This is a genomic window from Streptomyces coeruleofuscus (genome assembly GCF_039532725.1).
GTDB classification, from domain to species: domain Bacteria; phylum Actinomycetota; class Actinomycetes; order Streptomycetales; family Streptomycetaceae; genus Streptomyces; species Streptomyces coeruleofuscus.
Genome location: NZ_BAAASE010000006.1, coordinates 472507 through 491724, shown reverse-complemented (window position 1 = coordinate 491724; position 19218 = coordinate 472507). Strand labels below are relative to the sequence as shown.

Genomic DNA, 19218 nt, shown 5'->3' with positions numbered 1-19218 from the left:
GCGGAAACTCATCGGTGGGCCGTCCGGGGAACCGCGCGGTTCCCCGGACGGTGAGAAGGTCAGTCCTGGCGCACGATGCCGTCGCTGTCAGTCCTGGCGGACGATGTTCCTGCCCGGGCCCCCGGAGAGCGTGTCCGCGCCCGGCCCGCCGTACAGCTCGTCGTCGCCGCTGTTCCCCCAGATCCGGTCGGCGCCGCCGTTCCCGTGCAGGATGTCGTTGCCCCTGCCGCCGTACATCTCGTCGTCGCCGGCCCCGCCGTGGACCGAGTCGTCACCGTCGTCGGCTCGCATGACCTGGTCGCCCGCTCCGCCTCGGAGGACGTCGTCGCCCGCGCCGCCGTCCACGATCTCGCCGTCGATGCCGGCGTGGAGGGTGTCGTCGCCGTCACCGCCGCCGGCGTAACCCAGCGCGCCCACCCTGATGATGTCGTCGCCCGCCCCGCCCAGGGCCGAACTGCCGTCGACTCGGTCGCCGGTGGCGCCGGTCCACCTGTCGTTGCCGTCGCCCAGCTCGATCCTGTTGAAGTAGTAGACCTGGTCGCTGGCGTTGTGGAAGGAGGCGGTGTCGTCGCCGTCGGCGAGGTCCATCTCCATGGAGCTGACCGGGGACTGGCTCTCCGGGGCCTCGACCGTGCAGGAGATCCTGGTGCGGTCCGCGCGGTCGGGATGGCCGCAACGGCTCCCGGCGTCGACCGGGACGACGTCGTCGATCACATAGGTGAACTGTGAGCGGTCGCTGGTGAACGACTGCGTGATGGCCACCTTGTTGGCCTGCCCGGGCGCGGCCGTGTAGGTGAGCTGCCAGCCGTACTCGTTCACCGCGGCGGTGGCCGTCGGCTCCGCGGCACCGGCCGGACCGGCCAGCGCGACCGGAAGGGCCAGAGCCATGCCGATAAACGGTGTCAGAACCGATGAGGCGCGTAACAGTCGGCGGCTGACGAGGCGAGAGGGCATTGCGAACCTCCGTGAGGCAGTCGTTGGTCCTTTCGCACGTGGTGACCGACCGGGCAGGCGCCGGGTTGTCCGCAGTACCGGCCTCAGCACCCTTTTCAGGGCCTTTTCATGCCGGAGACAGCGCGAGTGACCTGCGAATTCCGATCGGGTTCACCTGCCCGTCACCGTCCCCGGCCAGGGACGCGGGCCGTGGGGGAGCCCACCCCCCTCGAACGGTTGAGCGATGAGCGGTAATGATTCGGTAAAACTCGCGAATCGGGAAATGGAGCCATCCCCTCCGGTGTTCCACCCCCTGGAGGGCACGTGCGCCCTGCAATGGCATGCCCGGAGCGAGGAGGAACGCCACGTGAGCCAGTACATCGGCAGGCTCGGGCGGCGCTCCGCGTCCGCGCCCGCGCGCCTCCGGCTGCACCGCAGGCCCCGCCGGATCGCCATGCTCTCCGTGCACACCTCCCCGCTCCACCAGCCGGGCACCGGCGACGCCGGCGGCATGAACGTCTACATCGTGGAGCTCGCGCAGCGCCTCGCCGCGATCAACATCGAGGTCGAGATCTTCACGCGCGCGACCTCGGCCGCCCTCCCGCCGACCGTCGAGCTGGCCCCCGGCGTCCTCGTCCGGCACGTCGACGCCGGCCCCTACGAGGGCCTCAACAAGGAGGACCTCCCCGCCCAGCTGTGTGCCTTCACGCACGGCGTGATGCAGGCCTGGGCCGGCCACCGCCCCGGCTACTACGACCTGGTCCACTCCCACTACTGGCTCTCCGGCCACGTCGGCTGGCTGGCCGCGCAGCGCTGGGGTGTCCCCCTGGTGCACGCCATGCACACCATGGCCAAGGTCAAGAACGCCAACCTGGCCGACGGCGACACCCCGGAACCGGCCGCCCGCGTCATCGGCGAGACCCAGATCGTCGGCGCCGCCGACCGCCTCATCGCCAACACCACCGAAGAGGCCGACGAACTCGTACGGCACTACGCGGCCGACACCGACAAGGTCGCCGTGGTCCACCCGGGCGTGAACCTCAGCCGCTTCTCGCCCGCCGACGGCCGCGCCGCCGCCCGGGCCCGTCTCGGCCTGCCCCAGGACGCGCTGATCCCGCTCTTCGCGGGCCGCATCCAGCCGCTGAAGGCCCCCGACGTGCTGCTGCGCGCCGTCGCCGTCCTCCTCGACGAGCGCCCCGAGCTGCGTTCGCGCATCCTCGTCCCCGTCGTCGGCGGGCCCAGCGGCAGCGGCCTGGCCAAGCCCGAGGGCCTCCAGAAGCTGGCCGCACGCCTCGGCATCGCGGACGTCGTACGGTTCCACCCGCCGGTCGGCCAGGACCAGCTCGCGGACTGGTTCCGCGCCGCTTCCCTCCTGGTCATGCCCTCCTACAGTGAGTCGTTCGGCCTGGTCGCCATAGAGGCGCAGGCGGCGGGCACGCCGGTGCTGGCGGCAGCGGTCGGCGGCCTGCCGGTCGCGGTGCGCGACGGCCACACCGGCTTCCTGGTACGCGGCCACGATCCCGCCGACTACGCGCGCGTGCTGCGCGACTTCGCCGACGACCCGCGGCTGTCGCCCCGGCTGGGCGGGCAGGCCGCCCGCCACGCCCAGTCCTTCGGCTGGGACACCGCGGCCGCCACCACCGCGGACGTCTACACGGCCGCGATGCAGGCACACCGCCGTCGCGTACGCTCGCAGCATGGGTGAAACCGATCTGGAACAGCGTGCGGCACAGGTCATCGAGGGAGTGCTGAAGGACGCCGACCTGGAGTGGGAGAGCCCCGAACCCGGCACCTACGTGGCGCAGCTCCCCGGCACCCGGAAGCTCAAGACGACGGTCTCCCTGATCGTCGGCCGCCACTCCCTCTCGCTCAACGCCTTCGTCATCCGCCACCCCGACGAGAACGAGCAGGGCGTCCACCGCTGGCTCCTGGAACGCAACCTCAAGCTCTACGGCGTGAGTTACGCCGTCGACCAGCACGGCGACGTCTACGTCACCGGCCGGCTCTCCCTGTCCGCCGTCACGGCCGACGAGATCGACCGCCTGCTCGGCCAGGTCCTGGAGGCCGCCGACGGCAGCTTCAACACCCTCCTGGAGCTCGGCTTCGCCTCGGCGATCCGCAAGGAGTACGAGTGGCGGGTGTCCCGCGGGGAGTCGACACGCAACCTGGACGCGTTCGCGCACCTGACACAGCGCCCGGAGCGCTAACCCGTCCGGTAACGCCCGGGTGGGACACCCACCAGCTTCCGGAAGTGCCGGGTGAGGTGGGACTGGTCGTAGAACCCGGTCGCCGCGGCCACGTCACCCGGTGAGCGCCCTTCGAGGAGCAGCCGCCGGGCGCGTCCGACGCGCAGGGACGTCAGGTACTGGTGCGGGGCGATGCCGTAGGCCGCGCTGAACGCCCGTACGAGATGGGCGGGATGGGCCCCCACGAGCCCCGCGGCCTCACGCAGCCCGATGCCCTCGACGACCCGCTCGTCCAGCAGCTCCCGCAGCCGCCGCGCGAGGACGGGATCGGCGGGACGGGCCTTGTCGGTCTCTCCCCGCAGATGGTCGCGCAGCCGCTCCCCGACGAACATCAGCCTGCTCTCGGCCTCCAGCTCCTCACCGGGCCGCAGCAGCGCGCCGTGCACCTGCCCCACGCGCCTGCGCAGCAGCGGATCGCGCAGATCGGGCCGGTCGACGGCGGCCCCGATCAACTCGTCCCCGAGATACGTCCCGTCGAGATACAGCACCCGCTTGCGGAAACCGTCCGGGGTGACGGGGGAGCCGTTGTGCGGAACATGCGGCGGCAGCAGGGACACGGTGTCGTGCGGGGTGCCGTGCTCGTGCCGGTCGAGGTCGTACCGTACGGCGCCGGTGTCGACGATCAGCAGCGTCCAGGCGTCGTGGACGTGCATCGGGTACGCGTACTCGGTGAAGCGGGCGTGGAAGACCTCGACGACACCGGGCACGGCGGGCCGCCAGGCGGAGACGATCCGGGCGGGCTGGGAAGCCATGCAAAGAACGTACAAGACCCCGGCCAGGGCCGCCGGGCACGCTCGCATCATGAACACGCACACCGAACCGGCTCCGGAGCCGATCCGCTTCGACACGAAGATCGCCGTACTGCTGCGCGCCGACCTGGAGCCCTGGCAGCGCCTCAACGTGACGTCGTTCCTGGTCAGCGGTCTGGGAACGCAGCTCCCCGAGGTGATCGGCGAACCGTACGAGGACGCGGACGGCGTGCCCTACCTGCCGATGTTCCGCCAGCCGGTCCTGGTCTTCGAGGCCACGAAGGAGACCCTGACCACGGCCCACACCCGCGCCCTCTCCCGCTCCCTGCCCCGTGCGGTCTTCACCTCGGACCTCTTCACCACGGGCAACGACCGCGACAACCGCGCGGCCGTACGGTCGGTGCCGACGGCGGACCTGGACCTGGTCGGCCTCGCGGTCTACGGCCCGAAGAACGCGGTGGACAAGGTGGTGAAGGGGGCGCGGATGCACCCGTGAGGCGGACCTGGTCGTGAGGCGGACCTGGTCGTGACGCTGGAGGTGACCATGAGGCGGGACGTGGTCCCGCCCGCGACCAAAGTCGCGGACGCGTAGACCAACGGCTGACGACAGCGCACGCCCCGCCCGACGAGACTCGCCTCATGGAGGACGCGAGGAACGTTCAGACGGGGAAGAAGCGGGTGCCGCAGTCGGGCGCGGGCAAGGACACGGAACTGGCCGAGTCGGCCTGGGTGATCATTCTCTTCTGCGTGGCCTGCGGCGCCGGAATCGGTGCCGTGCTCCCGCTCCTCGCCCGTTTGCTGCTGAAGCTGCCGTGGGCACCGCTGGAAGGCCCGGCCGAACTGCTCACCTCGGTCCCGGAACCCGCCCTCACCCTCGGCACGGTCGCGGTGGGCGCACTCGGCGGTCTGCTGCTGGGCCTCGCCGCCGCGCACGAGTCGCTGTCGGTCCGCGTCTCCGACACCCACCTGGCGCTGACCATCAGGGACAGCACGCAGGAGTTCACGCGCGAGGAGATCGCGGTGCTGTGCAGGGACGGCAAACACCTCGTGGTGCTGGCCCCGGACGGCATGGAACTGGCCCGGGAGCACTCCGGCCTGTCCTGGCAGCGTCTGGCCGGCACCCTCGCCGAGCACGGCTACCGCTGGGCGGAGGAGGACCCGTACCGCGCCGAGTTCCGCCGCTGGGTCCCCGGCACCCCGGGCCTCCCGGAGGGCGCGGACGCCCTCCTGCGGGCCCGCGCGAAGGCCCTGAAGAGCGACGACGACGCCAAGGACGCCCGTGAGCTGCGCCGCGAGCTGCTGCGGCTCGGCGTGGTCGTACGGGACGAGGAGAAGCGTCAGTACTGGCGGCGGGCCCGCCAGAACTGAGCAGCCGCAGCACTCACGGAGTACAGGCCTCGGCGATCGACAGGCTGTTCTCGTAGAGGTGGTGCCGGGTGATCCGGCCGTCCTCGACGGTGAGGCGCAGCGCGAACGGCCCCTCGAAGGACTTCCCCGTCGCCCGTACGGTCCCCGACAGGTGCCCCGTGAGCACGGCGTCGGCGCCGTCGACGAGGAACGCGTCGAGGGAGGCGCGGGCGTCCTCGGGCACGGTGTGCTCCATCAACTCGTCGAACTGCGCGGCGCATTCGGCGGCGGTGGACCGAGGCCGGATCCACGGGACACCCGGATTGTCGGCGAGCACCCAGTCCACCTCGTCGGCGAACAGCTCGACCAGCCGCTCGGTGTCCCCGGCCAGCCGCGCGGCGAGGAACTCCTGCACGACGGCCCGGGTGGACTCGGCAACGGAAGTCGGCTCCACCGGGCTGGACTTGACTGACATGACACTCTCCTCGCGACTGCGGCCGCCCGGACCCCGGACGGGCTTCGTGGGAACGCCTCCGATCCTGCCGGGGACGGCCGGGCCCGGTCGATTACCCGAGGGGTAATGGCCGACAGCCGGGCCACTTCCACGGCGCCGGCATCGTCGTCATTGCCCGACCCGGCCGTCGATCAGCTCGCGCAGGAGATCGGCGTGCCCGCAGTGGCGCGCGTACTCCCCGACATGCGCCACCAGGACGTCACGGAGCTGGAGCTGCCCGCCGGGCTCGGCCCCGTAGTCGGAGTACCCGGCGTTCAGGGTGGAGAGGTCGGTGACACCGGCCAGATACCGGTCGGTGAGTTCCACGTCGGTCCGCCACTGCCGCCACGCCGCCTCCACGACCTCCGGGTCCGCGACCGCACCGTTGAAGTCACCGTCCCGGTCCTCCTCGGTGCGGTACAGCTTCGGCGCGTCCTCCCCGGCCATCACCCGCCGGAAGTGCCGCTCGTCCTCGGTCAGGTGCCGCACCAGCCCGAGCAACGACATCGTGGACGGCGCCGCCGACCGCCGGGCCATCTGCTCCGCGTCCAGCCCCGCGCACTTCATCTCCAGCGTGAGGCGATAGTGACGCAGGCTCTCCAGCAACGCGCTGCGCTCATCGACGACTTCGCCCACCTCGGTCTCGCGCGGGTCGTCGTCCGGATCCACCCACATGTCGGGATAGACGGTCGCCCGCGTCCAACGAGTCACGGCTGGTTCACTGGTGTGCTCATCCGAGGCCATGGAGGGATGGTGGAGGGCGGCGGGCGGTTCCGCCACTGAATATCGAACGCCCGAAGTCGCACTACGACGAGAACGACGACGCCGACATCTGGGTCGTCATCGACAACGGGGAACGCTGGTCGAGGAACGCCGGCCGAGGGCGATCTACCCGGGCTTCGCTCGTCAGTCGGTGGTGGTGCCGGGGCGGGGATCGACCGACTCCCCGCCCATGATCCGGACGGACAAGTGAAAGCCCGAGATGAAGAGAGAGGCGTCGGGCTCTTACGCTGCTTTTCAAGCCGTCTCGGCCTCTTGGTCCATTTTGTGACTCAGACCCAACGTGTGCAGGAGTTCAGAAGCCTATCTCCTTCAAAGGTGGCAACTTGAACGCCGACGCTGTAGATCTGTGCACCTGCAGGGATATAGGTATCGATCGTCTTGTAGGTGCCATAGCCGTCGTAATTGGCGTGCCACCGGAAGTAGGTCTCTGTGTCAGCGTATCCGGCAATGGCTCGAATTCTGACATGATGCCCGTCAGACTCTTCGTCGTATACCTTGAGGACGAGGCTAGGTACACTCCTCCCCCCTGTGTCCCAGCCGCTGATGGCCATAGAGCCACTGGCTCCAGTGGTGAAGCACGAGGTGTAGTGATCAGCGGCCTGGGCTGGCCCTGCAGCCATCCCCAGGAACAGCAACACGCTGACCGATATCATGCTGAGCTTCGCCCTGCTTCTCATACTTCCTCCAGGAGGCGACGGCAGTTCCGGAGGATGTAGCTTACAATGTTCCATTGTTCTGATGTCAATGGAATTGAGCTGCGGTTTCTTCCAATCTGTCGTCAGGCAAGCGCAGTTGATGCTGTCGGGTTGTACGCATAAGCACTGCACCTGCTGGCCCGGAACCTCTTCGCACGACGCGCCCAGCTGCAATCACGCTGGTGGCGCCTGTCGACAGGACGTCAGGCTCTGCCGATCCTGGTCAACTTGCGCTGCGGGGACAGCCACACTCGCCTGGCCGCCGCCTTCCAGGCCTGTTTGTCTGCCTGTGGTGCCGAGTAGGCGTCGAAGGATGCCCGGAGTGCCGGCGCCCCTGCCCCGTCATTGACGTCTTGCGTCCAGCACTCGCACCAGAAGCCCCGCTGGGGCTTGTCCATCAGACGGGTGTCCTCCCGGCTGGGTGTCCGTGAAGAGTTCGGCGGTGACGGTGTAGCCGCTGTGGCTGCCGTGGACGACGACCTGGTGTGCGATGACGCCGACCATGCCCAAGTCGCGGCCGTGTACGGCGTCTTCGCTCGGCTGCTCGACCTCGGGGCGGTGCCCGTCCCTTTCTCGTCGGTGACCGACAGGGCGACCACCTTTGGGGAGAGCGCGAGGGCCAGGTGGAAGTTGCCTACCGTCGCCGCTCGCTGGGTGGAGGATCGCGTTCGCGCTCAGCTCGCTCACGATCAGCCTGCGCACCTGGGCCCACATGCTCGGCTGCCGCGGCCACTTCTCCACCAAGTCCCGCAGCTACTCCACCGTCGTACGCCGAGTCTCACGAGAACGGCATGCAGGCCCTCCGGCGCATATACGCCTCGGTGCTCCTGGACGCCGGAGAGAACATCAAGGCCTCGCCGAGTACCTCGGCCACTCGGACCCCGGCCTGGCACTGCGCGTGTACGCGCACCTCATGCCGTCGAGCCAAAAGCGCACTCGTAAAGCCGTGGCCTCCACGTGGCGCAGCAAGGTCCTGGCAACGCAGATCCCAGCCGTGATCCTCGTCGGCGTGCCTCAGGAAGACGCTGAGGCAGCCGTCACGGTCCTGCGTGAGGCGGGAGCACAAGCTGAAGCGAGGGAACAGCCAGAGCCGAACTGCCTCAAGCGCTGAGCACGGCCCGATCAAGCAGCTGACGTCCCAGAGACCTCCCCACCGCAGCAACAAGGCCCCTGCCAGCGGAGAAACCGCCGGTAGGGGCCTTGATCAGCTCGGCTTACTTCTTCTTGCCCTGGTTCTTGACCGCCTCGATGGCCGCCGCAGCCGCGTCGGGGTCCAGGTACGTCCCGCCCGGGTTCACCGGCTTGAAGTCGGCGTCGAGTTCGTAGGACAGCGGGATGCCCGTCGGGATGTTGAGGCCCGCGATGTCCGCGTCGGAGATGCCGTCCAGGTGCTTGACCAGGGCGCGCAGGCTGTTGCCGTGGGCGGCGACCAGGACCGTGCGGCCGGTGAGCAGGTCGGGGACGATCGCGTCGAACCAGTACGGGAGCATGCGGACGACGACGTCCTTGAGGCACTCCGTCTGGGGGCGCAGCTCCGGCGGGAGGGTCGCGTAGCGCGGGTCGGAGAACTGGGAGTACTCGGCGTCGCGGTCCAGCGCCGGCGGCGGGGTGTCGTAGGAGCGGCGCCACAGCATGAACTGCTCCTCGCCGAACTCGGCGAGCGTCTGGGCCTTGTCCTTGCCCTGGAGGGCGCCGTAGTGGCGCTCGTTCAGGCGCCAGCTGCGGTGGACCGGGATCCAGAGGCGGTCGGCGGACTCCAGGGCGAGCTGCGCGGTGCGGATGGCGCGCTTCTGGAGGGACGTGTGCACGACGTCGGGGAGCAGGCCGGCGTCCTTCAGCAGCTCGCCGCCGCGCGTCGCCTCCTTCTCGCCCTTCGCGGTGAGGTTGACGTCCACCCAGCCGGTGAACAGGTTCTTCTCGTTCCACTCGCTCTCGCCGTGGCGGAGGAGGATCAGCTTGTACGGTGCGTCGGCCATGCCCCAGAGCGTAATCCACGCATTCGCCCGTTCGCGTGGCTGCCCGGCAGGCGGACGTTTGACGGGTTCTGTTAATTGAGTGGCCTCCGTCAACCGCGGCTTTGTAATTTGTCGATGCCGCCTGTGCCACTTACACCCGGCGTCACTCAAGCCTTGCGCCGCCCTGGGGGAGCCCATGCCGTCCATGCCGTCCGCCCTGCGTGCCAGACGCGCAGTCCGGGAGACCGTCTCCGGACTGCCCCGCGAGTTCTGGTGGCTGTGGACCAGCACCCTCGTCAACCGGCTCGGCGCCTTCGTCGCCACCTTCATGGCGCTGTACCTGACACTCGACCGCGGCTACTCCGCCACGTACGCCGGCCTGGTCGCCGCCCTGCACGGGCTCGGCGGCGTCATCTCCTCACTGGGCGGTGGCGTGATGACCGACCGGCTGGGGCGGCGGCCGACGCTGCTGATCGCGCAGGCCTCGACCGCCGTGTCCGTCGCGCTCCTCGGGTTCATGCACCACCCGGTCGCGATCGCCGCCGTCGCGTTCCTCGTCGGCATGGCCAGCAACGCGTCCCGGCCCGCCGTGCAGGCGATGATGGCCGACATCGTCCGGCCCGAGGACCGCATCCGCGCCTTCTCCCTCAACTACTGGGCCATCAACCTCGGCTTCGCCGTGTCCTCCATGGCGGCCGGGTTCATCGCCGAGGTCAGCTATCTCGCCGGGTTCCTGATCGAGGCGGGGATGACGATGGTCTGCGCGATCCTCGTCTTCCTGCGGCTGCCGGAGTCCAGGCCCGCCGAGACGGTGAAGACGGCCGCCGCTACTGAGACGACGGCCGCCGCCTCCGAGAAGACGGCCGCGGCCTCCGACAGCTCCGTCAGCCTCGGGACCGTACTGCGCGACGGGCGCTTCATGAGCGTCGTCGGGCTGTCCTTCCTCGTCGCGCTGATCTTCCAGCAGGGGTCGATCGGGCTGCCGGTGGCGATGGGCGAGGCCGGGTTCACACCGGCCGAGTACGGCATGGCGATCGCGGTCAACGGCGTCCTGATCGTCGTGCTCCAGATCCCGGTCACGCGGTTCATCGAGCACCGCGACCCCCGTCGGCTGCTCGTCATCTCCTCACTCCTCGCGGGGTACGGCTTCGGACTCACCGCCTTCGCGGGGTCGGTCGGAGTCATCGCCCTCACGGTGTGCGTGTGGACGCTGGCCGAGATCGTCAACGCGCCGACGCAGACGGGTCTCGTCGTACGGCTGTCCCCGCTCCACGGACGCGGGCGCTACCAGGGGATGTACACCATGTCCTGGGCCGTCGCCGGCCTGGTCGCCCCGCTGATGTCCGGCTTCGTCATCGACCGGTTCGGGGCGGAGTGGCTGTGGGGGCTGTGCGCGCTGGTCGGGACGGTGGCCGGGCTGGGGTACGGGGCGTTGATGCGGCGGGTGCCCGAGGAGGAGCCCGCTGAGCCCGATGAGTCGGCTCAGCCCGCTCAGCCCAATGAGCCGGCTCAGCCCGCTCAGCCCGCTCAGTCCGCTGAGCCGGCTGCTCCGGATGAGCCTGCCGCCGGGGCCCTAGGGCAGGTCCCGGAGCGTTCCGCGTCCGCTCCCTGATCCGTTTCCGGGATGTGCCCGATGGTGTGGCGATACGGCGCTTGATGAGCTGTTCCCATGACCCGTCACCGCCGACACCACCACAGGCAGCAGCCGTCAGCCCGTCGCCTCCTCCTCGTCGCCCTCGCCGCCCTCGTCGGCACGGCCACCCTCGCCGTCGCCGCCTCCGCGGGGGCCGGCCCGTCCCAGCACCCACCACCGCGATTACAGCCGGAGGGCCAGGCCGTCCATGCGACGACCCAGTCCGTACTGAACGAGATCGTCGCGCAGGGCACCCCCGGCGTCATCGCCCAGGTCCGCGACCGGCACGGAGTGTGGGACGGCAGGGCCGGTGTACGGAGGCTCGGCTCGGAGCGGGCTCGGAGCACCCACGAGAGGTTCCGGATCGCCAGTGTGACCAAGACCTTCACCGCCACCGTGCTGCTCAGGCTGGAAGCCGAAGGGAAGCTGTCGCTGGACGACAGCGTGGCCGAGTGGCTGCCGGGAGTGGTGCGCGGCAACGGGTACCGGCGGGGGCACATCACCGTGCGGCACCTGCTCAATCACACGAGCGGGATTTTCGACTACAACATGGACGCCGGCTTCCGGGCGAGGTACGCGGGTGACGAGTTCGACCGGAACCGGCACACCAGGTGGTCCCCACGGGAACTGGTGGACATCGCGCTCGCCCACCCGCCGAACTTCCAGCCCGAACAGGGCAGCAGGCCCGGCCGACCCGGCGAGTGGGACTACTCGGACACCAACTACGTCCTCGCCGGCATGGTCATAGAGAAGGCCACGGGCCGTAGCTACGCGCACGCGGTCGAGCGCCTCGTCATACGGCCACTCCGTCTGCGCGGCACGAGCGTGCCGGGCACCGTGCCCGGACTGCCCTCGCCCCACGCGCGGCACTACTCGACGCTCTTCGAGGACGGGCCGCAGGCGAAGGTGCGCGACGTCACCGAGTTCAGTCCCACGGTCGCCTTCTCCGCAGGGCAGATGATCTCGACCGTGGGCGACGTGAACACCTTCCTGTCCAGCCTGCTGGCCGGTGACCTGCTGCCGCCCGCACAGCAGCGGCAGCTGCTCGACGCCGTCCCGGTCGACGGGGACAAGGGTCATGGCGGCCCACAGGACGTCTACGGCCTGGGCCTACGGCACTTCAAGCTCGCCGAGGGCTGCTGGGCCTGGGGGCACGGCGGCATGATCCCCGGCTCCGCGACCCGCACCCTCGCCTCGGCGGACGGCCGGCAGGTCATGACCATGAACCGCAACGGCGACTGGGGCGAGCAGCGGCTGGAAGACGCCGCTGTCCGATCCGAGTTCTGCCGGAGCGCTCCCTGAGGCCGGCCGAACGGCCGACCGACCGCACCGCTCACTTCACCTGACGGTCAACGGCACCGGATGGATCTCGTCGGCCTTGTGCCCCGCGCGTTCGTGGATGCGCTGGACCGCCTCGGCCGACGGGGCCTCCGAGAGGCAGTAGACGACGCCCGACTCCGGGTCCGCCCAGGCCGCCTCGAAGTGGACGCTCTCGTCCTTCTCGATGGCGAGGTCCGCGTTGTGCGCCTCGCGCAGCTGCTCTTCCGTGATGCCCTTCATGCTGTGGTGGACATCCATGAACTTGGCCATGACGTCGTGCCTCCTTCGCGGTGCCCGGCGGTACGCCAGAGACGCGGTGCCCGGCGGTACGCCAGTGGCGCGGTGCCCGGCGGTACGCCAGGACAGCGGGCGTACCTCCATGGTCCGCCCGTACGGGCACGGAGGCGACCACAACGCAGCAGGGCCCCGGCGGCGATAACCACCGGGGCCCTGCTGGTCGTACGAACGTGCCGGCGTCAGCCGCACTGGCAGGGGCTGCCCGACTGGCACCCGCAGCCGCAGCCCGAGCCGCAGCCGCACGCGGCGACCAGGGGCAGGCTCCTGATCTCCACGGGCTGCTCGGTCTCGCGCTCCTGCGTGGGGTCGGGCGTGGTGCTGGGGGATTCGGCCATGGGTCCCTCCTCAAGGCTGGTGCCTGTGCCCATTGGATGCCCGTTCCGCTGGGCGCATCAACGGCGCACAGAGGCGCCCGCACGCCCCGGCCGATCCCCGCCCGACCCTCTCACGCCGGAGCAGGACCGGGCGTCAGGCGCTCTCCGACCCCGCCACCGCCTGGATCTCCGGCTGCGAGTCCGCCTGGAGCTCGTCCGCGTGCTCGCCCGTCACCAGGTACACCACCCGCTTGGCGACCGAGACCGCGTGGTCGGCGAACCGCTCGTAGTAGCGGCCGAGCAGCGTCACGTCCACGGCCGTCTCGATGCCGTGCTTCCAGCGGTCGTCCATCAGGTGCCGGAAGAGGGTGCGGTGCAGCAGGTCCATCTCGTCGTCGTCCTGCTCCAGCTGGAGCGCCAGGTCGACGTCCTTGGTGATGATCACCTCGGCGGCCTTGGCCATCAGGCGCTGGGCGAGCTGGCCCATCTCCAGGATGGTGGCGTGCAGGTCGCTCGGGACCGCGCGGTCCGGGTAGCGCAGGCGCGCGAGCTTCGCCACGTGCTGGGCGAGGTCGCCCGAGCGCTCCAGGTCGGCCGACATGCGCAGCGACGTGACGACGATGCGCAGGTCCGTCGCCACCGGCTGCTGCCGCGCCAGCAGGGCTATCGCCCGGGCCTCCAGGTCGTGCTGGAGCTCGTCGACCTTCTGGTCGGCCTCGATGACGTTCTCGGCCAGCTTCAGGTCGGAGTCGAGCATGGCGGTGGTGGCGCGCCCGATCGCCGAGCCGACCAGCCGGGCCATCTCCACCAGACCGTCGCCGATCGAGTCCAGTTCCTCGTGGTACGCGTCCCGCATCAGGCTTCCCTCTCGTGCGTCTGTGTCGGGGGTTCATGGGCCGGGGCCCACCGAACAACCGGCGGTACGACCGTCGTATGACCAACGGTCCGAACCCCACGCTCCCACGTTCCGGCCCGTACGCGTCCGTTTCCGTCATCCCAAATGAACCAATACTGGCTCCAAGGTGAACTCTGGGCGACGAGTGTTCGAGCTCGCAGCCCGACGGCTGTGGCCCGTGCCCGACCCATGCCTAACCTGGGTGCATGGACGTGAACGCGGCGGTCGCCGCAGCGGCTGCGATCGCCGGAGTGCTCACCGGCGTCATCGCCATGCTGGCGTTCCGCTGGAGCGAGCGCGAACAGAAGCGCCCCACTCGGACCTCCCTGCACACGGATCCCGTGCTGCCACCGGGCGTGGACACCGTCCTGTCGGTCCTCAGGTCCTCCGCCGTCGTGCTCGACGAGGCGGACGCCGTGGTCAAGGCCAGCTCGGCGGCGTACGCCCTCGGCCTGGTCCGCGGCGGCAAGCTCGCCGTCGAGCCGATGCTCCAGATGGCCCGTGACACCCGGCGCGACGGGGAGATACGCCAGGTGGAGCTGGACCTGCCGCGGCGCGGGACCGGACGCGGGGAGGCCCTGGCCGTCTCCGCGCGGGTCGCGCCGCTCGGCTCCCGGCTGGTGCTGCTGCTCGTGGAGGACCTCACCGAGGCCCGCCGGATCGAGGCGGTGCGGCGCGATTTCGTCGCCAACGTGAGCCATGAGCTGAAGACGCCCGTCGGCGCCCTCTCCCTGCTCTCCGAGGCCGTCATGGACGCCTCCGACGACCCCGAGGCCGTCGAGCGGTTCGCCGGGCGCATGCAGATCGAGGCGACCCGGCTCACCAGCCTGGTGCAGGAGCTCATCGACCTGTCCCGGGTGCAGAACGACGACCCGCTGGAGGACGCCGAGCCGGTCCGCGTCGACGAGCTCGTCGCCGAGGCCATCGACCGCTGCCGGCACCAGGCCGGCACCAAAGAGATCACCATGGCCGCGGGCGGCACCGCCGACCTGCATGTGTGGGGCAACCGCGGCCAGCTCGCCGCCGCCCTCGGCAACCTCGTCGAGAACGCGGTCAACTACTCGCCCGCCCGCACCCGCGTCGGCATAGCGGCCCGCAAGGTGAACGCGCCCGGCGGGGAACACATCGAGATCGCCGTCACCGACCAGGGAATCGGCATCTCCGACAAGGACAAGGAGCGCATCTTCGAGCGCTTCTACCGCGTCGACCCGGCCCGCTCCCGTGCCACCGGTGGTACGGGACTGGGGCTGGCGATCGTGAAGCACGTGGCCGCCTCGCACGGCGGGGAGGTCAGCGTGTGGAGCGCCGAAGGCCAGGGCTCCACCTTCACCCTGCGGCTGCCGGAGGCCGGTGCGGCCCGCGACCGCGCACATCAGCAGCCCGCCCGAACAGAACGCGCAGGAGGCGCGGGCCTCGACGAAGAGGCCGGGCGGTCCACCCCCACATCCCCCGAATCAACCGCGTACGAAACGCTTCCTGCCCCGGAGGTCCTTCCGTGACCCGAGTGCTCGTCGTCGAGGACGAGGAGTCCTTCTCCGACGCCCTGTCGTACATGCTCCGCAAGGAGGGCTTCGAGGTCGCCGTCGCGACCACCGGGCCCGACGGACTCGACGAGTTCGAGCGCAACGGCGCCGACCTCGTCCTCCTCGACCTGATGCTGCCCGGCCTGCCGGGCACCGAGGTCTGCCGCCAGCTGCGCGGCCGTTCCAACGTCCCCGTCATCATGGTGACCGCCAAGGACAGCGAGATCGACAAGGTCGTCGGCCTGGAGATAGGAGCCGACGACTACGTCACCAAGCCCTTCTCCTCCCGCGAGCTCGTCGCTCGTATCCGGGCCGTGCTGCGCCGCAGAGGTGAGCCGGAGGAGGTGACTCCGGCCGCGCTGGAGGCCGGCCCGGTCCGTATGGACGTCGACCGGCACGTGGTCACCGTCGGCGGCACCAAGATCGACCTGCCGCTGAAGGAGTTCGACCTGCTGGAGATGCTGCTGCGCAACGCCGGCCGCGTGCTGACCCGCATGCAGCTCATCGACCGCGTCTGGGGCGCCGACTACGTCGGTGACACCAAGACCCTCGACGTCCACGTCAAGCGCCTGCGCGCCAAGATCGAGCCGGACCCGGGCGCCCCGCGCTACCTGGTGACGGTCCGCGGCCTGGGCTACAAGTTCGAGCCGTAAGCCGGCCGCGTAAGGCGAACGCGAAGGGCGGGACCTCCTGGGAGGTCCCGCCCTTTCGTACGACTGCCTCGCGCGGGCTCAGTGCCCGGCGCCCGCGCCCGTCGACGCGCTCGCGGAGGCCGCGTCGGTCGGCGTGCCCGGCGACTCCTGGCCGCCCGGCGTCTCGCCCGCGGCGGGGCTCTCGGTGCCGGCCGGCGAACCGGAGGGGCTCCCCGACGGCGAACCGGACGGGGACGCCGAGCCGCCCGGCGCGGCCGGGACCTCGGTCGGGCCCCACTCGGTGAAGTGGTGCTCGGCGGGGACGACGAACGCGCGCAGGCTCACGTCACCGGTCTCGCTGAAGGTGAAGGTGACCTTCTGGGCGTTGCCGTCCTGGGCGGCCTCGCGGCCGCTCGGCAGCACGGCCGTGGCGTTGTCCTTGCCGCCCAGGACCAGGCTGCCGCCGGCCGGGATGCTCAGGCTGCCGCCCTTGGCGGGCTTGAGCTCGGCCTTCTCGCCGGCGCCGGGGAGGGTGATGGACTCCAGCGTCTCGGCGGTGCTGCCGGAGTTGAAGAAGGTGGCGGAGATCGCGGCCGGGCCGGTCGACTCGAGGTCGGGCTGCGTGATCACGATCGCGTTCTGGACCTTGATGTTGCCGACGCTCGTCGCCGCGTGGTCCGGCTGGATCTCGAGGGTCTGCGCGTTGTTGCCGGCACCGCACGCGGCGAGCGAGGCAACGGAGAACGCGATGGCGGCAGCGGCGAGGACGCCGCGTCGAAGGCTGCTGCTCACGGCGGCGGCAACTCCTTGACTCGAGAGCGGAGCGGCCGATAAAGCCGCCCTAAGTGTCTGTCAGCGGGCCTTAGGTTACCGAGCCGTTCCCGCGCGGCCGCACCCGACCCCCCGGCACCTGCGGCCTCGCTGAACCACAAGTGACGGCTGGGTCACATTGCGGGGTGCTCGTCCGGCATTCACATAAGAGCCTCGGGCGGCAGCGCGAAATTTCCGTGAAGGAATGTGCGGACCACCTGGGAATTGATCACCGTGGGGCTCGCCCGGACGCCCGGTGATCAATTCCGGATTCGACCGGAACCCGGCTCGGGCCGCCGAACGGAGTAGCGGAAGTCGATCATACGGAACCGGACATTTGGGGATGTTCGGCCGCTTGGGGGAGGCTCCGGATGTGTGTAACGTACGCGTTTCGCTCGGCCCGGAGAGCCGCTCCGACCTGCGAATACCTTCCTCCACTCCCTGTCCGAAGCACGTCCCTGTCGGACTTGTCAAGCCCCGAGATATGCCCTGACCTGCGAAAACGCCATTCAGAACCCGCAGTTTCCGTGTTACCCTGGATAGCCACGGAAGGGGTACCTGTCACATGACGTTCAAGGTTGGCGACACCGTGGTCTATCCCCATCACGGGGCCGCGCTGATCGAGGCTATCGAAACTCGCCAGATCAAAGGCGTGGACAAGACCTACTTGGTGCTGAAGGTCGCCCAGGGTGACCTGACAGTGCGTGTGCCAGCGGACAATGCGGAGTTCGTCGGCGTGCGTGATGTGGTCGGTCAGGACGGGCTGGACCGGGTCTTCGAGGTGCTGCGCGCGCCGTACGCCGAGGAGCCCACGAACTGGTCCCGTCGTTACAAGGCAAACCTGGAGAAGCTCGCCTCGGGCGATGTCATCAAGGTCGCGGAAGTCGTGCGCGACCTGTGGCGTCGTGAGCGCGAACGCGGACTCTCCGCTGGTGAGAAGCGCATGCTCGCCAAGGCCCGCCAGATTCTGGTGAGCGAACTCGCTCTCGCGGAGAACACGAACGAGGACAAGGCCGAGGCCCTGCTCGACGAGGTTCTCGCCTCCTGAGGCGAAGCCTGTCGCTCAGCACTCAGCAACATCGAAATGCCGCGGTGCCCGATGACGTTTCCTTTGTCGCCGGGCGCTGCGGCATGTTCGTACTCGGACGCCGAATGCGCCGTCATCGCCGGATGTGTTATCACTCACGATCCGGTGCTCGGTGTGCCGGGCCCGGGCAGCCGGCTCGACCGGCGTCACGGAAGGGTCCGGTCGAGCGCGTCGCGCCCGGCACTCCTCCAGGCCATACCCACGCCAGGGCAACACACAAACCTGACAGGAACCGATGTCTGACGATTCGCGCCCTTCGCCGTCGGCCACCCCTTCGGCAGCCCGTACGGCGGCCGTGATCCCGGCCGCCGGCCGTGGTGTACGGCTCGGCCCGGGCGCCCCCAAGGCGCTCCGCGCGCTGGGCGGCACCCCCATGCTCATCCACGCGGTCCGCGCGATGGCCGCCTCCCGCGCCGTCTCGCTGGTCGTCGTCGTGGCGCCGCCCGACGGCGCCGCCGAGGTCAGGTCGCTGCTCGACGCGCACGCGCTGCCCGAGCGGACCGACTTCCTCGTCGTGCCGGGCGGGCAGACCCGCAAGGAGTCCGTGAAGCTCGGCCTGGACGCGCTGCCGCCCGGCCACGACATCGTGCTGGTGCACGACGCGGCCCGGCCGCTGGTGCCGGTGGACACCGTCGACGCGGTCATCGAGGCCGTACGCGAGGGCGCCCCGGCCGTGGTCCCGGCGCTGCCGCTCGCCGACACCGTCAAGCAGGTCGAGCCGGCCGGGACTCCCGGCGAGCCGGAGCCGGTCGTCGCCACGCCGGAGCGCGCGCGGCTGCGGGCGGTGCAGACGCCGCAGGGCTTCGACCGGGCGACGCTGGTGCGGGCGCACGAGACGGTCACCGGAGACGTCACCGACGACGCCGGCATGGTCGAGCAGCTCGGCCTCACGGTCGTGGCGGTGCCCGGCCACGAGGAGGCGTTCAAGGTGACCCGGCCCCTGGACATGGTGCTCGCGGAGGCGGTCCTGGCCCGCAGGAGGCTCAACGATGGCTTCTGACGCGATGCCCGGGATGCCGCTGCCCCAGGTCGGCATCGGCACCGACATCCACGCCTTCGAGGAAGGCCGCGAGCTGTGGTGCGCCGGCCTGAAGTGGGAGGGCGAGGGCCCGGGCCTGGCGGGCCACTCCGACGCGGACGTCGTCGCCCACGCCGCGTGCAACGCGCTGTTCTCCGCGGCCGGCCTCGGCGACCTGGGACAGCACTTCGGCACGGGCCGCCCCGAGTGGTCCGGCGCGTCCGGCGTCACGCTGCTGACGGAGGCAGCCCGGATCGTCCGCAGGGCGGGCTTCCGCATCGGCAACATCGCCGTACAGGTCGTGGGCCCGAGGCCGAAGATCGGCAAACGGCGGGACGAGGCGCAGAAGCTCCTGTCGGAGGCGGCGGGAGCGCCGGTGTCGGTGTCGGGCGCGACGACGGACGGACTGGGCTTCCCGGGACGTGACGAGGGCCTCATGGCGGTGGCGACGGCACTGGTCGTGCGAGTCGAGTGAAAGCACTGCCCCA

General features: G+C 70.2%; 21 protein-coding genes and 2 pseudogenes. 12 read left to right on the top strand and 11 right to left on the bottom strand.

Annotation, left to right across the window (positions count from 1 at the left end; genetic code table 11):
* Positions 1–87: 87 nt before the first annotated feature.
* Positions 88–888 (bottom strand): calcium-binding protein, encoded by an 801-nt coding sequence (locus ABFX81_RS25765; RefSeq protein WP_086845456.1) that lies wholly within the window; start codon positions 886–888, stop codon positions 88–90.
* A gap of 412 nt (positions 889–1300) precedes the next feature.
* Here ABFX81_RS25765 and mshA point away from each other — a divergent pair, with 412 nt between their 5' ends.
* Positions 1301–2638 (top strand): D-inositol-3-phosphate glycosyltransferase, encoded by a 1338-nt coding sequence (mshA, locus tag ABFX81_RS25760; protein ID WP_346138713.1) that lies wholly within the window; start codon positions 1301–1303, stop codon positions 2636–2638.
* A complete protein-coding gene (locus tag ABFX81_RS25755) occupies positions 2631–3140 on the top strand; it encodes a YbjN domain-containing protein (protein WP_086845454.1) in 510 nt (169 codons plus the stop codon). Before mshA ends, ABFX81_RS25755 begins: the two co-directional genes overlap by 8 nt.
* Here ABFX81_RS25755 and ABFX81_RS25750 read toward each other — a convergent pair.
* The gene (locus tag ABFX81_RS25750; protein WP_086845452.1) at positions 3137–3931 is read right to left on the bottom strand and encodes an AraC family ligand binding domain-containing protein; all 795 of its coding nucleotides are present in this window, start codon (positions 3929–3931) and stop codon (positions 3137–3139) included. The two genes, ABFX81_RS25755 and ABFX81_RS25750, sit on opposite strands and share 4 nt — an antisense overlap.
* A 49-nt stretch (positions 3932–3980) precedes the next feature.
* Between ABFX81_RS25750 and ABFX81_RS25745 the strand changes: the two genes are divergently transcribed.
* Both ABFX81_RS25745 and ABFX81_RS25740 read left to right on the top strand, forming a co-directional pair.
* Complete coding sequence (locus tag ABFX81_RS25745; protein ID WP_086845450.1) at positions 3981–4424, top strand: DUF2000 family protein; 444 nt, start codon at positions 3981–3983, stop codon at positions 4422–4424.
* Between the two features lie 143 nt (positions 4425–4567).
* The gene (locus ABFX81_RS25740; RefSeq protein ID WP_086845449.1) at positions 4568–5296 is read left to right on the top strand and encodes a YqeB family protein; all 729 of its coding nucleotides are present in this window, start codon (positions 4568–4570) and stop codon (positions 5294–5296) included.
* Between the two features lie 13 nt (positions 5297–5309).
* On the opposite strand, the gene ABFX81_RS25735 is transcribed toward ABFX81_RS25740, so the two are convergent.
* From ABFX81_RS25735 to ABFX81_RS25715, 4 genes and pseudogenes are all read right to left on the bottom strand, one after another.
* Complete coding sequence (locus tag ABFX81_RS25735; RefSeq protein ID WP_086845447.1) at positions 5310–5750, bottom strand: nuclear transport factor 2 family protein; 441 nt, start codon at positions 5748–5750, stop codon at positions 5310–5312.
* 147 nt (positions 5751–5897) lie between these two features.
* Positions 5898–6512, bottom strand: a complete 615-nt coding sequence (locus tag ABFX81_RS25730) for a mycothiol transferase (RefSeq protein WP_086845445.1) — start codon at positions 6510–6512, stop codon at positions 5898–5900.
* 308 nt (positions 6513–6820) lie between these two features.
* A complete protein-coding gene (locus tag ABFX81_RS25725; protein WP_346138712.1) occupies positions 6821–7228 on the bottom strand; it encodes a hypothetical protein in 408 nt (135 codons plus the stop codon).
* A gap of 360 nt (positions 7229–7588) precedes the next feature.
* Positions 7589–7960: pseudogene (locus ABFX81_RS25715) on the bottom strand (ATP-binding protein).
* A gap of 53 nt (positions 7961–8013) precedes the next feature.
* On the opposite strand from ABFX81_RS25715, the pseudogene ABFX81_RS25710 reads away from it, so the two are divergent.
* Positions 8014–8357 (top strand): annotated as a pseudogene (locus ABFX81_RS25710) (hypothetical protein); the annotation flags it as partial.
* 103 nt (positions 8358–8460) lie between these two features.
* Here ABFX81_RS25710 and ABFX81_RS25705 read toward each other — a convergent pair.
* Positions 8461–9222, bottom strand: a complete 762-nt coding sequence (locus ABFX81_RS25705; protein ID WP_020271854.1) for a phosphoglyceromutase — start codon at positions 9220–9222, stop codon at positions 8461–8463.
* 184 nt (positions 9223–9406) lie between these two features.
* On the opposite strand from ABFX81_RS25705, the gene ABFX81_RS25700 reads away from it, so the two are divergent.
* Entirely contained in the window at positions 9407–10813 is a 1407-nt protein-coding gene (locus tag ABFX81_RS25700) for an MFS transporter (protein ID WP_086845462.1), read from the top strand.
* A gap of 57 nt (positions 10814–10870) precedes the next feature.
* Positions 10871–12136, top strand: a complete 1266-nt coding sequence (locus tag ABFX81_RS25695; RefSeq protein ID WP_346138711.1) for a serine hydrolase domain-containing protein — start codon at positions 10871–10873, stop codon at positions 12134–12136.
* Between the two features lie 36 nt (positions 12137–12172).
* Here the strand turns inward: ABFX81_RS25695 and ABFX81_RS25690 are convergent, their stop codons facing one another.
* The 3 genes from ABFX81_RS25690 to phoU form a co-directional block, all read right to left on the bottom strand.
* Positions 12173–12424, bottom strand: a complete 252-nt coding sequence (locus ABFX81_RS25690) for an SCO4226 family nickel-binding protein (protein ID WP_086845441.1) — start codon at positions 12422–12424, stop codon at positions 12173–12175.
* A gap of 206 nt (positions 12425–12630) precedes the next feature.
* On the bottom strand, positions 12631–12786 hold the full coding sequence (locus ABFX81_RS25685) for a hypothetical protein (RefSeq protein WP_167407414.1): 156 nt from the start codon (positions 12784–12786) through the stop codon (positions 12631–12633).
* Between the two features lie 133 nt (positions 12787–12919).
* Complete coding sequence (phoU, locus tag ABFX81_RS25680; protein ID WP_086845439.1) at positions 12920–13621, bottom strand: phosphate signaling complex protein PhoU; 702 nt, start codon at positions 13619–13621, stop codon at positions 12920–12922.
* A gap of 245 nt (positions 13622–13866) precedes the next feature.
* On the opposite strand from phoU, the gene phoR reads away from it, so the two are divergent.
* Both phoR and phoP read left to right on the top strand, forming a co-directional pair.
* Positions 13867–15159: a two-component system sensor histidine kinase PhoR gene (gene phoR, locus ABFX81_RS25675; RefSeq protein ID WP_086845437.1), complete on the top strand. Its 1293-nt coding sequence runs from the start codon at positions 13867–13869 to the stop codon at positions 15157–15159.
* Positions 15156–15836, top strand: coding sequence for a two-component system response regulator PhoP (phoP, locus tag ABFX81_RS25670; RefSeq protein ID WP_030243122.1), 681 nt, complete (start codon positions 15156–15158; stop codon positions 15834–15836). Before phoR ends, phoP begins: the two co-directional genes overlap by 4 nt.
* 78 nt (positions 15837–15914) lie before the next feature.
* Here the strand turns inward: phoP and ABFX81_RS25665 are convergent, their stop codons facing one another.
* On the bottom strand, positions 15915–16607 hold the full coding sequence (locus ABFX81_RS25665; protein ID WP_086845436.1) for a copper chaperone PCu(A)C domain-containing protein: 693 nt from the start codon (positions 16605–16607) through the stop codon (positions 15915–15917).
* Positions 16608–17190: 583 nt separating this feature from the next.
* Here ABFX81_RS25665 and ABFX81_RS25660 point away from each other — a divergent pair.
* The 3 genes from ABFX81_RS25660 (at position 17191) to ispF (ending at position 19205) form a co-directional block, all read left to right on the top strand.
* Complete coding sequence (locus tag ABFX81_RS25660; protein ID WP_003953493.1) at positions 17191–17673, top strand: CarD family transcriptional regulator; 483 nt, start codon at positions 17191–17193, stop codon at positions 17671–17673.
* Between the two features lie 274 nt (positions 17674–17947).
* Positions 17948–18712 carry a 2-C-methyl-D-erythritol 4-phosphate cytidylyltransferase gene (ispD, locus tag ABFX81_RS25655; RefSeq protein ID WP_086845433.1) on the top strand — a complete coding sequence of 255 codons (765 nt, stop codon included), beginning with the start codon at positions 17948–17950 and terminating at the stop codon, positions 18710–18712.
* Entirely contained in the window at positions 18702–19205 is a 504-nt protein-coding gene (gene ispF / locus ABFX81_RS25650; RefSeq protein ID WP_086845431.1) for a 2-C-methyl-D-erythritol 2,4-cyclodiphosphate synthase, read from the top strand. Before ispD ends, ispF begins: the two co-directional genes overlap by 11 nt.
* Positions 19206–19218 lie beyond the last annotated feature (13 nt).

What these genes read in the sequence shown, in the direction of transcription:
- ABFX81_RS25765 (WP_086845456.1), bottom strand. Translation starts at nt 888, where the DNA reads ATGGCTCTGGCCCTTCCGGTCGCGCTGGCCGGTCCGGCCGGTGCCGCG.
- ABFX81_RS25755 (WP_086845454.1), top strand. Translation starts at nt 2,631, where the DNA reads ATGGGTGAAACCGATCTGGAACAGCGTGCGGCACAGGTCATCGAGGGA.
- ABFX81_RS25750 (WP_086845452.1), bottom strand. Translation starts at nt 3,931, where the DNA reads ATGGCTTCCCAGCCCGCCCGGATCGTCTCCGCCTGGCGGCCCGCCGTG.
- ABFX81_RS25745 (WP_086845450.1), top strand. Translation starts at nt 3,981, where the DNA reads ATGAACACGCACACCGAACCGGCTCCGGAGCCGATCCGCTTCGACACG.
- ABFX81_RS25740 (WP_086845449.1), top strand. Translation starts at nt 4,568, where the DNA reads ATGGAGGACGCGAGGAACGTTCAGACGGGGAAGAAGCGGGTGCCGCAG.
- ABFX81_RS25735 (WP_086845447.1), bottom strand. Translation starts at nt 5,750, where the DNA reads ATGTCAGTCAAGTCCAGCCCGGTGGAGCCGACTTCCGTTGCCGAGTCC.
- ABFX81_RS25730 (WP_086845445.1), bottom strand. Translation starts at nt 6,512, where the DNA reads ATGGCCTCGGATGAGCACACCAGTGAACCAGCCGTGACTCGTTGGACG.
- ABFX81_RS25725 (WP_346138712.1), bottom strand. Translation starts at nt 7,228, where the DNA reads ATGAGAAGCAGGGCGAAGCTCAGCATGATATCGGTCAGCGTGTTGCTG.
- ABFX81_RS25705 (WP_020271854.1), bottom strand. Translation starts at nt 9,222, where the DNA reads ATGGCCGACGCACCGTACAAGCTGATCCTCCTCCGCCACGGCGAGAGC.
- ABFX81_RS25700 (WP_086845462.1), top strand. Translation starts at nt 9,407, where the DNA reads ATGCCGTCCGCCCTGCGTGCCAGACGCGCAGTCCGGGAGACCGTCTCC.
- ABFX81_RS25695 (WP_346138711.1), top strand. Translation starts at nt 10,871, where the DNA reads ATGACCCGTCACCGCCGACACCACCACAGGCAGCAGCCGTCAGCCCGT.
- ABFX81_RS25690 (WP_086845441.1), bottom strand. Translation starts at nt 12,424, where the DNA reads ATGGCCAAGTTCATGGATGTCCACCACAGCATGAAGGGCATCACGGAA.
- ABFX81_RS25685 (WP_167407414.1), bottom strand. Translation starts at nt 12,786, where the DNA reads ATGGCCGAATCCCCCAGCACCACGCCCGACCCCACGCAGGAGCGCGAG.
- phoU (WP_086845439.1), bottom strand. Translation starts at nt 13,621, where the DNA reads ATGCGGGACGCGTACCACGAGGAACTGGACTCGATCGGCGACGGTCTG.
- phoR (WP_086845437.1), top strand. Translation starts at nt 13,867, where the DNA reads ATGGACGTGAACGCGGCGGTCGCCGCAGCGGCTGCGATCGCCGGAGTG.
- ABFX81_RS25660 (WP_003953493.1), top strand. Translation starts at nt 17,191, where the DNA reads ATGACGTTCAAGGTTGGCGACACCGTGGTCTATCCCCATCACGGGGCC.
- ispD (WP_086845433.1), top strand. Translation starts at nt 17,948, where the DNA reads ATGTCTGACGATTCGCGCCCTTCGCCGTCGGCCACCCCTTCGGCAGCC.
- ispF (WP_086845431.1), top strand. Translation starts at nt 18,702, where the DNA reads ATGGCTTCTGACGCGATGCCCGGGATGCCGCTGCCCCAGGTCGGCATC.